The 12,260-nt window shown below is 65.2% G+C and carries 13 protein-coding genes; 5 read left to right on the top strand and 8 right to left on the bottom strand.

Going from position 1 to position 12,260, the window contains the following annotated elements; all coding sequences use genetic code 11:
* Window positions 1-26: 26 nt before the first annotated feature.
* From BJ987_RS22155 to idsB, 7 genes are read right to left on the bottom strand one after another with little or no spacing between them, the layout of a single operon-like run.
* Entirely contained in the window at window positions 27-1,205 is a 1,179-nt protein-coding gene (locus BJ987_RS22155; protein ID WP_209893343.1) for a hydroxymethylglutaryl-CoA synthase, read from the bottom strand.
* Between the two features lie 11 nt (window positions 1,206-1,216).
* Window positions 1,217-2,275: a hydroxymethylglutaryl-coenzyme A reductase family protein gene (locus tag BJ987_RS22150; protein ID WP_209893341.1), complete on the bottom strand. Its 1,059-nt coding sequence runs from the start codon at window positions 2,273-2,275 to the stop codon at window positions 1,217-1,219.
* Entirely contained in the window at window positions 2,272-3,405 is a 1,134-nt protein-coding gene (fni, locus tag BJ987_RS22145) for a type 2 isopentenyl-diphosphate Delta-isomerase (protein WP_209893339.1), read from the bottom strand. The genes BJ987_RS22150 and fni overlap by 4 nt, the downstream gene beginning before the upstream one ends.
* Window positions 3,402-4,493, bottom strand: a complete 1,092-nt coding sequence (locus BJ987_RS22140) for a phosphomevalonate kinase (RefSeq protein ID WP_209893337.1) — start codon at window positions 4,491-4,493, stop codon at window positions 3,402-3,404. The genes fni and BJ987_RS22140 overlap by 4 nt, the downstream gene beginning before the upstream one ends.
* Window positions 4,490-5,524: a diphosphomevalonate decarboxylase gene (mvaD, locus tag BJ987_RS22135; protein WP_245366082.1), complete on the bottom strand. Its 1,035-nt coding sequence runs from the start codon at window positions 5,522-5,524 to the stop codon at window positions 4,490-4,492. Before mvaD ends, BJ987_RS22140 begins: the two co-directional genes overlap by 4 nt.
* Window positions 5,521-6,492, bottom strand: coding sequence for a mevalonate kinase (gene mvk, locus BJ987_RS22130; RefSeq protein ID WP_209893335.1), 972 nt, complete (start codon window positions 6,490-6,492; stop codon window positions 5,521-5,523). Before mvk ends, mvaD begins: the two co-directional genes overlap by 4 nt.
* A 1-nt stretch (window position 6,493) precedes the next feature.
* Window positions 6,494-7,528, bottom strand: a complete 1,035-nt coding sequence (idsB, locus tag BJ987_RS22125; RefSeq protein WP_209893333.1) for a geranylgeranyl diphosphate synthase IdsB — start codon at window positions 7,526-7,528, stop codon at window positions 6,494-6,496.
* Window positions 7,529-8,226: 698 nt separating this feature from the next.
* Here idsB and BJ987_RS22120 point away from each other — a divergent pair.
* The 5 genes from BJ987_RS22120 (at window position 8,227) to BJ987_RS22100 (ending at window position 11,752) form a co-directional block, all read left to right on the top strand.
* On the top strand, window positions 8,227-9,447 hold the full coding sequence (locus BJ987_RS22120) for a helix-turn-helix domain-containing protein (protein ID WP_209893331.1): 1,221 nt from the start codon (window positions 8,227-8,229) through the stop codon (window positions 9,445-9,447).
* 112 nt (window positions 9,448-9,559) lie between these two features.
* Window positions 9,560-10,105 (top strand): DUF6230 family protein, encoded by a 546-nt coding sequence (locus tag BJ987_RS22115; protein ID WP_209893328.1) that lies wholly within the window; start codon window positions 9,560-9,562, stop codon window positions 10,103-10,105.
* Window positions 10,105-10,530: a DUF6114 domain-containing protein gene (locus BJ987_RS22110; RefSeq protein ID WP_281070385.1), complete on the top strand. Its 426-nt coding sequence runs from the start codon at window positions 10,105-10,107 to the stop codon at window positions 10,528-10,530. The genes BJ987_RS22115 and BJ987_RS22110 overlap by 1 nt, the downstream gene beginning before the upstream one ends.
* Before the next feature lie 7 nt (window positions 10,531-10,537).
* Window positions 10,538-11,119: a nitroreductase family protein gene (locus BJ987_RS22105; RefSeq protein WP_209893322.1), complete on the top strand. Its 582-nt coding sequence runs from the start codon at window positions 10,538-10,540 to the stop codon at window positions 11,117-11,119.
* Window positions 11,120-11,293: 174 nt separating this feature from the next.
* Window positions 11,294-11,752 carry a carboxymuconolactone decarboxylase family protein gene (locus tag BJ987_RS22100; protein ID WP_209893319.1) on the top strand — a complete coding sequence of 153 codons (459 nt, stop codon included), beginning with the start codon at window positions 11,294-11,296 and terminating at the stop codon, window positions 11,750-11,752.
* On the opposite strand, the gene BJ987_RS22095 is transcribed toward BJ987_RS22100, so the two are convergent.
* A complete protein-coding gene (locus tag BJ987_RS22095) occupies window positions 11,734-12,003 on the bottom strand; it encodes a hypothetical protein (protein WP_209893316.1) in 270 nt (89 codons plus the stop codon). The two genes, BJ987_RS22100 and BJ987_RS22095, sit on opposite strands and share 19 nt — an antisense overlap.
* Window positions 12,004-12,260 lie beyond the last annotated feature (257 nt).

Genomic DNA, 12,260 nt, shown 5'->3' with positions numbered 1-12,260 from the left:
TACAGGCAGACGTCCGCGCGGGAAGCTCACCCAAGTGTCTTCTCGTAGATTCGCTGGTGCTCGGTCAGTGCGCTGAGCCGGAAGGGCCCGCTGGTTTCGTCGGGAACGACGTGATGGCCGCCGTCGGTGGGGTCCTGGGCGTTGCGCAGGGCGCGGTAGTGGTCGTAGTCGATGGGTTTCCGGTTGCTGATGGCATCGCGGTTGGCGTCGGTTCGCAGCTGGTCGCGATAGCCCGAAACCGGTCTCGCGCTGAGGAATTCCGCGACGCAGCCCGAGCCGTAGCTGAGCAGCGCGATGGGTCGGCCGGTGAAGTCCTCGGGTTGATCGAGCAGCGCCGCCAAAGCCAGGTACAGGGAGGCGGTGTAGCTGTTGCCGACGACACGGTTGTAGTCGGTGGTTCGGCCTACCGCGGTTTCGACCGCGCTCGTGGTCGCGGGCCGTCCTTGGCTTTCGAGCAGATGGCGATGTGCTTTGTAGGCCATCTTGGTGAAGGGCTGGTGATAGCAGAAGGCGGCGAACTGCCCCAGGTCGTGTCCGCCGCGGCGGCGGTAGTCGGCGAAGGCTTGTTCGACGGCGTCGAGGTAGGCGGTGATCGACAGTTTGCCGTCGACGACGGCGGTGGCGCGATAGTTCGGCCGCCAGAAGTCCATGATGTCGGCCGAGTAGACGCCGCTGACCGGTTCGATCTCGGCGATGGCGGGGTCGGCGGCGACCAGGATCGCCGCCGCGGCGGCGCCTTGGGTGGCTTCGGCGGCGGTGTCGAAGTCGTAGCGGGCGATGTCGGTAGCGATCACCAGGACCCGCTCCTCGGGTTCCCGCGCGATGAGACCGGCAGCGAATTGCAGTGCGGCGGTGCCCGAATAGCAGGCCTGCTTGATTTCGACCACCCGGGTGGACGCGGGCAGACCGAGCAAGGGATGCAGATAGAGCCCGGCCGCCTTGGATTGGTCGACCCCGGTCTCGGTAGCCAGCAACACGGTTCGGAGACCGGTGGTGCCGTGGCGTTGCAGGATCGGGGCCGCGGCGGTGGCGGCAAGGGTGACGATGTCTTCGTCCGCGGCGGGGACGCTCATGCCTTCTTGACCGATGCCGTAGTGATATTTGTTCACTTCGACGCCCTGGTGGCGGGCCAGGGTCGCGTGGTCGAGGACGTAGTGAGTGGTAGCGATGGCTAGGTCGTGAATTCCGACCGGCTGTAAAGACATTTCGATCCTGTTCAGTGGCTGGAGCGTTCGAGTCGGGTGTGCGCCCGCATGAGTTCTCCGGGGTTGGTCTGGGCCGCGAGCAGCGAGAGTTCGCCGCACAGCACGGTGGCCGCGGCGATGACGGCGAGGCGACGGGCGTTGGTGCCGGACGGCCGAGGTTCGCGACAACCGAGGCGCTGCAAGGCGTTCTCGACGAAGGGGTAGTGCTTGCCGTTGCCGACGCTGCCGACGATGAGGTTGGGCAGCGTGCAGGAGAAATAGAGGTCGCCGCCGCGGTCCTCGGCGTAGGTGATGCCCTGGGAGCCTTCGACGATATTGGCGGCGTCCTGGCCGGTCGCGAGATAGAACCCGAGCAGCATGTTCGCGTAATGGGCGTTGGCGGAACGGATTCCGCCGGCCAGTACAGTGCCGAGCAAGTTCTTGCGCGTGTTCAATTGCGTGACTTCGGCCGCGGTCGTGTGTAGCCGTTGCTCGACGAGCTGTTGGGGAACGGTGATCTCGGTGACGACACTCTTGCCTCGCCCGAGAATCCCGTTGACCGCGCTGGGTTTCTTGTCGGTGCAGAAGTTCCCGGATACCGACCCGTAGCGCAGGCCGGGCTGGTTCGCCAGTATCCACGCCATCAGCTGGTCGGCTGCTTGCGTAGCCATGTTGTGGCCCGCCGCGTCGCCGGTGGTGAACTCGAATCGCAGGAACAGCAGGTTGGCGGCGATCTGATGATGCAGGTCGATCAGCTCACAGTGCCGGCTGTGTGCGCCGGCGACGCCTCGCACTTCGTCGAACCGATCACGGATACGCCGCACAGCGGCCAGGGCGGTCGCGGCGTCGTCGGCCTCGAAGAGCACCGAGCGCGTCATACGATCGTCCAGAAGCGTTGCGACGATGCCCCTTTCGGTCAGCATCGAGATGCGGGCGCCCCGTCCCACCGAGGGCCACAGCGGCGTTTCGAAGGTGGCCAGCGGCACCTCGACCTCTTCGCCGGTCACCGTATCGCCACTGATCCGGATCGGACCCAGCCAGGACAGTGGAACTGCCGCGTAGGCGGTATCGACATCGTGTTGGACAGTCATGCGGGGTATCCCCCTTTCGGGTCGGAGCCTCGAGCGGGGTCGAACTCGCTCGCGGCCGAGGCGAGGCTGCGGCGGGCGTAGGTGTGGGATTCGATCTCGCGCAGTCCGCAATACGCGCTGACGTTTCCGCCGACGAGCAGGTCGCATCGGGCGAGATCAGCCGGTGTGGAGGTGCCCAGGACCGTCATGATGGAAGTGAGCTGGTCGAGCCATTTCCGGATCGTGGCGATGAGCGCGTCCACGCCGTCGTCGATGACGATGGACAAGAACTTTCCCGCGACCCCGGCGGCGGAGGCTCCGAGAGCCAGGGCACGGGCGACGTCGAGGGCGGAGCGCACACCGCCCGATGCCACCACCTCGATTCCGCGCACCTGGGCGGCTTCGAGCAGGCAGCAGACCGTCGACTGCCCCCAGCCCTCCAGGAACGACAGCTCGGCGCCGGGACGACGGCTGTTTTCGATCGCGGCGAAATCGGTGCCGCCGCGACCACCGACATCGGCGACGGCGACTCCTAGATCGCGTAGCAGTGCGATGGTTTCGCGGCTGAGCCCGAACCCGACTTCCTTCACGATGACCGGCACACCCACGCTCGCGGCGATGTGTTCGATCCGTCGCGGCCAATGGGAGAAGTGGCGATCCCCTTCCGGCATGATGATCTCCTGGATCGCGTTGAGGTGGATCTGCAACGCGTCCGCCTCGAGCAGGTCGACCGCGCGACGCGCCTCTTCCGGGGTGATGTTGGCGTTCACGTTCGCCATCACGAATCCGTGCGGATGTTCCCGGCGCAGTACGCGATAGGTGTCGGCCAGCGAACGATCGCGCAGGAAAGCGCTCATCGACCCGGAAGCGATCGGCAGTCCGGTCTCGGCGGCGGCAATGGCCAGCTCGCGGTTGACCGTACCCGCGCGTCGGCTGCCGCCGGTCATACCGTTGATGTACAGCGGTGTCGCCCAGCGCATTCCGGCGACCTTGACGGTCAAGTCCACGTCGGCACGGTCGATACCGGCCAAGGCGTGATGGACGAAGCGCACCGAATCGAAATCGTTGCCGTCGAAGCCGTGGTGGTGTTGATCGACGGCGTAGCGCAGATGGTCGTCTTTGCGGTTGCCGATGGTATGGGCCGAGGTCATATTCCTATCCCTTCACTGGCGGGAACGTGCAGCGGGAGCGGCAGGATGCCGGCGCCGCGCCAGCGCTGGTCCACCTCGACCGCTATCTCCGGGCGGTCGCGGCAGGCGATGGCGATACCGCAGTCCCCGCCGCCCGCACCCGAGGGTTTCGCCGCGGCCCCGGCCGCCTCCGCGGCAGCGCAGAGGGCGGTGAGCCGGTCGGTTAGGATTCCGAGGCCGGACAGCGCGTCGAGATCGGCGAGAAGAGTTCGCGCCTGGCGTATTTCGACCTGGATGACAGCGACGTCGTCGGAGTCGATCGCGGTGACCAATCGTTGGACACACGCGTTGCTCGCGGTGACGAACGCGCGATCAGCAGCGGGCGGCCGAGCGCCGCGGTGGAACAGTCGCGTCAGCGTGGGCGTGGACGCGGGTCGACCGGTCGATCCCACCAGCAGGTCGACCGAATTCGGTTGGTCCAGTTGCCGAACCGCCAGGCCCGGCCAGGGTGTGTGCACGGTGGCGGCGGAACCGTTGCGGGCAGCGAATGCGTTGATCCACCGGCGATCCGGGCTGCGGTAGTGAACCCAACCACCCCAGGTGCTCGCGGCGAGGTCGCCGCCGGAGGTCTGCGGGTTCACCATCAGTGTGGCCAGCAACGCGAGCTTGAAGCGCTGGACGAGGCCGAGTCCCAGTCCGTAGAACGCTTGCAGCGCGCCGATTGTCGCCACCGTCGCGGCGGCGCTGGAGCCGAGACCGAGTTTGCGGCCGGCGGGGTCGGCGAATCCTCGACCGCGCGTCGTCAATTCGAAGGGCTGCGGCTGTCGGCCGTACTCGATCGCGAGGCGCTCCACAGCTGCCACCGCGGCCAGGACGTAGTCGAAACCTGGGCGCTGGGGCCTCGGGGTGATAGCCCGGCCGTCGATTCGCTCGCAGCGAATGTCGCTGTGGCCGTCAACATTGGGGGTCGAGACCGTTTCGGTGCGCGGCTCGGTCACCGTCGCCGTGACGTAGCGGTCCACTGCGACCAGAACCGCTGCTCCGCCGGGGTCGAGCACGGCGTACTCCCCCGCGATGAACAATTTGCCCGGTGCGCGGAAAGCGATCATGAGTCGCTCCGGCGGATCGCGGCCGCTGGACCTGGCAATGCGACGTGGGTGAAGACGTCGGGCAACTCCTGTAAGGCGGCAGCCACCCGGGGTACGTCGGTTCGCGCGCAGAGCACGGCGACATTAGCGCCCGCATCGATGGTGGCGTAGGCGGGTGTGCCCGCCGCGCGTACCTGTTCGACTCGATCCAACACCTGTAAGGAGCGAGGCGACAAATAGCGAATGGCGGGTCGCGCCGCCAGCAGTGCCGCATGCATACCCAGCGCGTTGTGCTCGGCGATCCGGCCGGCGGCCACCAGGTCGTCCTGTTCTATCGCCACACGCATGTGGGCGAGATCCGCGGTGGCGGCCGCGGCCCAGGGCAGATACAGCGGCGAGGTCGTCAGGGTGTGACGCATAGCCGCGCGACTGGAGATCTTCTTCGGCTCGGAATCGACCAGCGCGATCACCAAGGCCCAATCCCGCTCCGCGGCGATCGGCTCGGCAAAGCAGCCTTCGTCAGCGCGCGGCCCGAAACCCTTTCCGCCGTGCCAGATCACGAACCCACCGAAAATCGACCGGCACGCCGAGCCGGAGCCCCGCCGAGCCAATCTGGACAATGCTCGCTGGTCGAGCCGCAGACCGAACGCGGTCGACGCCGCGGCGGCCAGTGCGGCAAATCCACTGGCAGAGGACGCCAGGCCGGCCCCGGTCGGAACCGTGTTGGTGGTGTCGACCGCGACACGTTCATGTCGATCGGCCAGGCGACGAACCAGATCCAGGAACCGCACGATGCGCTGCCGCGTGACATGGTCTGCTTCTCGACCGTTGAGGATGATCGCATCCCGGTGCGACCTCGGGATGACCGTGACCCGGGTCGTGGTCGGAAAAATGTTGAGGGTCATCGAGAGGCTGCTGTTGACCGGCAGGATCAGTGCCTCGTCGCGCTTTCCCCAGTACTTCACCAGCGCCATATTCGGATAGGCCACCGCGGTCGCGCTGTCGCTGATCACGGCATCGGTTCTGGTGCTGAGGTTCTCGGCGGTGCTCATCGCGCCATCCCTTCGAGGGACAGCGCCCAGGTTCGTCGCGCGCCCGCTTCGGACATCGCGTGAGCCACACCTGCCGCGGCCGGGGGGTGGGTCAACGCCAAGACGCATCCACCGAGACCACCGCCGGTCAGCTTCGCACCGAGGGCTCCAGCGGACATCGCGGCCGCGACCACAACGTCTATCTCCGGAGTGCTGACACCGAGCTGGTCCAGAATCGCTTGAAATTGCGACAGTTTCGCGCCGAGCGCTTCACTTCGGCCGGTCCTGAGGTCGCCTGCGGCCGCCTCGATGAGGCTCGTGGCGAACGAGAGCAGCCGCTCCCCCGCCCGGGCGTCGGCATCGAAGTGCGAACCTACGAGGGCCACGGCCTCACGGGTGCCGGGGGCGCTGCCGGTATCGGCGAGAACCAAGGTCGCGTCGAAGTCGAACGGAAGGGGGCGGGCGGTGCCGCGCTGGAACCAGATGGGTCCCCGCGCCAGTACGGCGCGGGCATCGACTCCGCTGGCACGGCCGTGCGCGGCGTTCTCTCCGCGCTGGACCGATTCGTACAACAAGTCGTCGTCGCAAGGCTGGTCCAGTAGCACCGCGAGTGCCCGCACGGCCGCCGCGGCGCAAGCGGCGCTCGAACCGAGGCCTCGCCCCGGCGGTATGCCACATCGCATGGTGATGTCGAAGACTTCGTCGGCCAGGCCCCATGACGACAGCGCGCGCTCAGCGGCGATTCGGGGGCCGAAATCCGGGCGATCAGCGCCGTTTCCGGTCTGGAATCGATACTTCCATTCGTCTGCCTGGTCGGGAGGTGAAGCCTCGTGCGCGCACCCCGAGCCAGCCCCGGGCCGCGCACTCGCATGCACCGTCAGCGCGGGCACCGGCAGCGCGATCGCGGGAGTTCCGTGAACGACGGTATGTTCACCGAGCAAGATCGCCTTGCCGTGCGCGGATCCGATACGCAGTGCCGACGCGCGCATATCAACGATTCCTGTGTGTCATCGCGTGCGTCAAGACCGCGAGGTCCGCGGTATCGGCGAGATCCGGTAGGGCGGTCAGTGCCGCGCGGATCCGCTGTTCCGCTAATTGCCGAGCTACCCGTCGGCCACCGGCCACTTCGATCAGTTCCATGGCGCGCGCGATGTCGGCAGGTGTCAGCGGAGCCTGGGATCGATACAGTCCTTCCAGCTCCACGGCCGCCGTAGTGCCTGATTCCAGCGCAGCGACGACCGGCAAACTCAGCTTGCGTCGAGCGAGGTCGTTGCCGACCGGTTTACCGGTCACCTCCGGGTCACCCCAGATACCCAGGATGTCGTCGACGAATTGGAACGCCAACCCGAGCTCGCGTCCGAAGGCGTCCATCTGTGCCACCAGGCCGCGGTCGGCGCCCGCACACAGCGCACCGACCGCACAGGCGCTACCGGTCAGCGCCGCCGTCTTGCCCGCTGCCATGCGGATATAGGCCTCGATTCCCACCGCGGAGACGGTTTCGAACAAGCAGTCCTCATGTTGGCCCCGGCACAATTCGAGGGCCGCGGTCTCCAACCAGGCCACCACAGCGGTAGCGATACCGGGCGCCATCTCATCCACGAGAATTCGAATAGCCGCCGCGTGCAAAGCGTCACCGAGCAGAATGGCGTCCGCGACACCCCACACCGTCCACACCGTGGGTCGCCCGCGACGCGTGGAGTCGCCATCCATCACGTCGTCGTGCACCAGAGTGAAGTTGTGCAGCAACTCGACCGCGGCAGCCGCGGGCGCCGCCTGCGCCACAGATCCGCCACACGCTGCGGCCGCTGCCAGCACCAGAGCCGGCCGCACCCCTTTGCCGGGCACACCGCGAACCGGAGTGCCCTCGGCATCCCATCTGCCGAAGTGATATCCCGCCATTGTGCACAGCGGTTGGGGCAATGACTCCACTTGCGCGATGAGGTGCGGTTCCCATACCGACCGGGCGGAAAGCAAGATCAGCTCGGCAGCACCGTCGGTGGTGTGTAACTGTGAAGAGATAGCCATAGGGACTCCGGAGCGATTAGATCCGAGGAGAATTACAAACTTCGCCGACCTTGAACGGCGCTCTTCGAAAGACCTTATCCCCCGGCACTCGACCTCAACCCAATCACGAGGGGAACGTTAACCAGGTACGCTCTCACGCAAGGACAAATCGGATCATGGTGCCAAAATTCGATATTCGTCGATACCAAATTCGATCTCGATACATGCACGGATGCGCACATCCCGAGGCCACTCGGGCGCGAAACAACTTGCGGCCCAAGCATGATCATCCAGTAAATGCCAGCCACGTCCCGGAATGATGCGTTCCGGTCTCCGCAAGGTCCGTAACACTTCCGCCACCCGCCCGACATTTCCGAACGCCGCCCGACATCCCCACTGGATGTTCGCCCGCCCCAGGTCCCGCAGACTCGAGCGGCATATACGCAACCGTCGCAACAGCTTCCACATGTAAGCTTGCCCGCACCTGCCGGTACAGCCGGGAAATAGCCGGTATACGCGCCCGGTAGCTTCCGAACACTTGTTCCCCACATTCTCCCCGAGTAAACGTTGTCAGAACTAAATAGAAATATTTCCGCAAACACAGCGACTCGGGCATGACTCCGTCTCCGGCGGTCACAATAAACTCAGCGGCTTACCTCAAAGTTGTAAGCGCAAATGCACGAACGTTACTCACGAGCAACTATTTTGGGCGGTGCAGGGTGAATAATAAGATTGCCGGGGAGAGCGGTTTAACCATTGGTGAAAGGATCGAGATCCATCGTCGCCGGCGTGGCTTGTCGCGTCGTGCGCTGGCGAATTTGGTAGGGCGTAGTGAGGAGTGGATGCGGCTGGTGGAGACCGGTCGACAGCAGCTGGACAGCGTCCGGATGATCCTGCGACTGGCCGAAGTCCTGCGCATCGACGACTACAGCGAATTGATCGAGATCGCACGCCCACCCAGACGCCGCAGCACCGACGACGCCCACGCGCTGATGGGAGCGATCGAACCGACCTTGATCAACCATCCCGACACCGCGATCGGACGAGGACCGGCTTTGATGTATGGCTCGGTAGGCGACCTGGCGGCAGAGGTCGCGCGATGCCAGTCGGTCTGGGAGAACTCTCCGGTACGGTTTTCCACTCTGGCACAACGTCTTCCGGCGGTCGTGGTGCGACTTCGCGCCGACGCCCCCGATCGCACGGTGCCCGAACTCCGGATCCGCGCTTACCACATCAGCTGCCAGTTGCTGCGCCGAATCGGCGCCTACAACCTCGCGTGGGTGGTCGCCGACCGCGCAGCCGAAGATTCCCTGCGCGGAGGCTGTTCAATCTTGACCGCCGCCAGCGCCTGGCATATCGCCGCCACGCTGCTCGACCTCGGCCGGTTCGGCGCGTGCCACGACTACGCCTCAGCGGCGGCGGCCGTGCTTTCCCAAGACTTACCCGAGCCGCGAGACAGTGCGGTGCTCTGGGGAGCCCTGCACTTGCTCGCGGCGCAAAGCGCGACCCTCGACAAGGACGAAACCGCTGCCCAGCAATCGATCTCGCGCGCCCGGACAGCCGCGCGCGCCCTGGGCAACGGCGGCAGCTGTCACGGCATCCGATTCGACACCAACGAGATCAACTCCGCCATGATGGAAGTCGCCCTGCAGGGCAAAGACTTCGGTGAGATCGTCCGCATGGCCGGACAGGTCGAATTCCCCGAACATTACCCGGTAGCCGCGACCGCTCGTTACCACATCGTGCTCGCCTACGGCTTCGCCCACATCGGTGAACATCTCGCCGCGACACTCGCACTGGACAAAGCAGCCACCGCCTGCCCCGAGGAACTGCGCTTCGACTACGACGCCCAACGCACCCTGCACCATCTGATCAAACACGGCGGCAGGAAACCACGACGCGAAGTCACCCGGCTGGCGGGACTCGCCCATGTCCGATAGCGACTCGCCACCATCGAAGAGCTCTGCGGCCGCCTCCGACAACCAGCAGCCGCACCGCGAAAGCGACACAGCCGCACCCCACGGACGAACACGGTGGCGACGCTTCCTCCCCGTGTTCGGCGCCGCCTGCGCCGCGCTGTGCCTGATGATCGCCGGCGTACTGCGCGGTGCGCTGCCGGTGTGGGCGGACTTCCGCGGCCAGCAGGCGATCAAAATCTCCATCAGCCAGATCACCGGTTACGGACACGGTTCTTTTCCCGAATTCTTCCAAACCGCCGACGGCCGATCGCATCCCGTCCTCGTCGCGGCACTGGACGAAGTCGAGATCCAGGGTCTGTGCGCGTCCAGCAAAGTCGACGTGCCCTTCGGCTCCATCGTCGCCCGGGTCACCTCCGACACTCCGGTCCATATCCAAGCGCTGGAGATGGCCATCGAGGAAATCACCATCACAGATTTCGCCTCCCATACCCTCGGCCTCAACAGCGGCGCCTTCACCGCCGACGGCGTCCCGCGCGAGGTATGGCAGGGCCGGTTGCCCATCGATGGGCGAAATCTGCATCTGTCTGTCAACGCGAAAGTTCGCTGGGTCGACGTGAAAGGGGTCAAAGGTGCCGGAATCCACGTCTCGACAGGTCTGACGGTCCAGGAGTGCTTCTGATGTCCGCCCCCGCACCCCCGAGGGCCCGAACAGCATGGAGACGCGCTATCCGCCGTCTCCGGCGGGACGCGCGACGTTGGCAGTATTGGCGGCGAACCCGCCCGTTCTGGGCCGGCCTTTTCACCGTCACGGGCGGCTTGACCATTACGGCGTTGCCCGCCGGCGGCTACTCGATCATGGGATTGCCCGGACTGGTCGATCTCGCGCCCTTGATCTTCGGCGGGCTGATCATCGGGCTCGGAACCCTACTGTGGGCACGCCCACCGACGTGCACTCTCGCGGGCCTTCTCGTGGTGCTTCTCGGCTTGGGCGCGTTCGTTTTCGCCAACCTCGGCGGGTATTTGCTCGGCTCCCTCCTGTCCATCATCGGTGGCAGCCTCGGTCACGCCTGGGCCGCCGCCGAATCGACATCACCACCCGGATGACCACCGTATGAACAAGCACATATCGCTCAGCTTCGGCACCGACGCACCCCTGATCGAAGTCATCACCACCACTCGCGCCATGCGCCGCCTGGAACCCGAGCCGGTACCTCGCGCGCTACTGGAAGAACTCGTCCGGTCCGCGACCTACGGCCCCAGCGCCGGAAACAACCTGACCTATCAGGCCGACCACTTCGACCGAACACCGGCGCTGATCATCGCCTGCTACGAATCTCGCGGCCCGATCCTTCGTATGTGCCACACTTTCGGTCGCCAGCTCATCGCCCTGCGCACTCTCGGGACACGTCACACCCTCACCATGCTGCGGAACCTGCGCCGCTCCATGATGGTCGGCGAGGCCGCCTCCATCTATCCCGGCGTCCAGAACCTTCTGCTCACGGCACGAGCGCTCGGCCTGGCAGCCTCCATGACCACCTGGCACACTATGTTCGAGCGAGAAGTCGAGGCCGCCTTGGGCATTCCGCGTCATGTCAAAATCTACGCGATCATCCCCGTCGGTCGACCGGCCGGCAACTTCGGTCCTGTCACCCGACGACCCCTCGCCGACGCTATCCACTGGCAACATTGGTAACAGCGTGTCGTTGACACGAACATGGTCACGGACCCGTGATGATCGTGGTCGAGCGGATTGATTCACCGACTTCCGCCTGCCACAACCTCCGCTGCGCCATTCTCCGACGCAAACGCCACTACGGATACCAGCACGTACCGGTCATCTCTATTCGACTACTCGGAGCGAGATGGCTTGCAGACCAACGCTTCGACAGATCCGCAGTCGAGTTACCGGATGGCTGGGAACCGAATCGGGAAAGAGGATCACTATGCGTTCGGATCAACAGGAGCGACTGGCATTGTTGACTGTCGAACAACTCGAGCCGGCGTCCGCGGAATTGCGGCAACGGATCAACGTGAGTTCGCGATCCTCTCCGTCGCCGTGCATCGGACTTCGGAATATATCTGGTATGCCCATGAACGAGTCGCCGGCGCGATCGGTATCTCCACTGATGTGATCGAGCAGGTCAAGCTCGGCCAGGCACCGACGGACGTGACGTCGAGTGAGCGCTCGGTATGGGAGTTCACCAACGAACTCACCCGACACGGCGATGTGCCCGACCCGGTATATCGGGCCACGGTCATCGAACTCGGCCACGGCGCTGTGAAAGTTGAGTTTCCCGAATCGATCACCTACTCCGCGAAGGTGTAGCACACGTCCTCCAGAGCGAACGTTCCGGTCGGAACCGCGGTGCATCCCGGCAATTGGATGCCGGACACAGTTTCCTTGGCCTGCACGGTGTTCGACGCGTGTTCGCTGTCCGCGGTCAGATTCTGCTCGAGTTCCGCAGTCGCGGGCTTACCGTCGAGCGGAACGATCAGCTTGAACGTGCCGGACTCCGTCTTGTCCGAGCCACCGCCGGCGGTGGTTGCTTCGGCTTCGCCGATGTCCGCCTTGATCACACAATTGTCTTCATCCGCTTTGAACGAGACGGTCTTCGACTTGCCGGTTTCTTTGCGTTCGCAGTCCGCGTTGGGGAACTCGATGTTCGCGACCGCTTTGAAAGGGGTGGGAGCTTCGGGGTCTGTCGCGGCCTCGGGATCCGTCGGAGCCTCGACCGAATCAGGGACATCTCACTGATAGTGAGCTTGCCGGTGCCCTCGGTGCACGAAGTGCTCGCCGGTTCGGATTGGGCCATGGAACCCGGCGCACTGACAAG

This window comes from Nocardia goodfellowii, from assembly GCF_017875645.1.
GTDB classification, from domain to species: Bacteria; Actinomycetota; Actinomycetes; order Mycobacteriales; family Mycobacteriaceae; genus Nocardia; species Nocardia goodfellowii.
The sequence above is the reverse complement of the archived record's forward strand: the minus strand, read 5'-3'. Positions and strand labels throughout refer to the sequence as shown.

Coding starts and splice junctions, on each gene's coding strand:
- BJ987_RS22155 (WP_209893343.1), bottom strand. CDS start 1,205: ATGTCTTTACAGCCGGTCGGAATTCACGACCTAGCCATCGCTACCACT.
- BJ987_RS22150 (WP_209893341.1), bottom strand. CDS start 2,275: ATGACTGTCCAACACGATGTCGATACCGCCTACGCGGCAGTTCCACTG.
- fni (WP_209893339.1), bottom strand. CDS start 3,405: ATGACCTCGGCCCATACCATCGGCAACCGCAAAGACGACCATCTGCGC.
- BJ987_RS22140 (WP_209893337.1), bottom strand. CDS start 4,493: ATGATCGCTTTCCGCGCACCGGGCAAATTGTTCATCGCGGGGGAGTAC.
- mvaD (WP_245366082.1), bottom strand. CDS start 5,524: ATGAGCACCGCCGAGAACCTCAGCACCAGAACCGATGCCGTGATCAGC.
- mvk (WP_209893335.1), bottom strand. CDS start 6,492: ATGCGCGCGTCGGCACTGCGTATCGGATCCGCGCACGGCAAGGCGATC.
- idsB (WP_209893333.1), bottom strand. CDS start 7,528: ATGGCTATCTCTTCACAGTTACACACCACCGACGGTGCTGCCGAGCTG.
- BJ987_RS22110 (WP_281070385.1), top strand. CDS start 10,105: ATGTCCGCCCCCGCACCCCCGAGGGCCCGAACAGCATGGAGACGCGCT.
- BJ987_RS22105 (WP_209893322.1), top strand. CDS start 10,538: ATGAACAAGCACATATCGCTCAGCTTCGGCACCGACGCACCCCTGATC.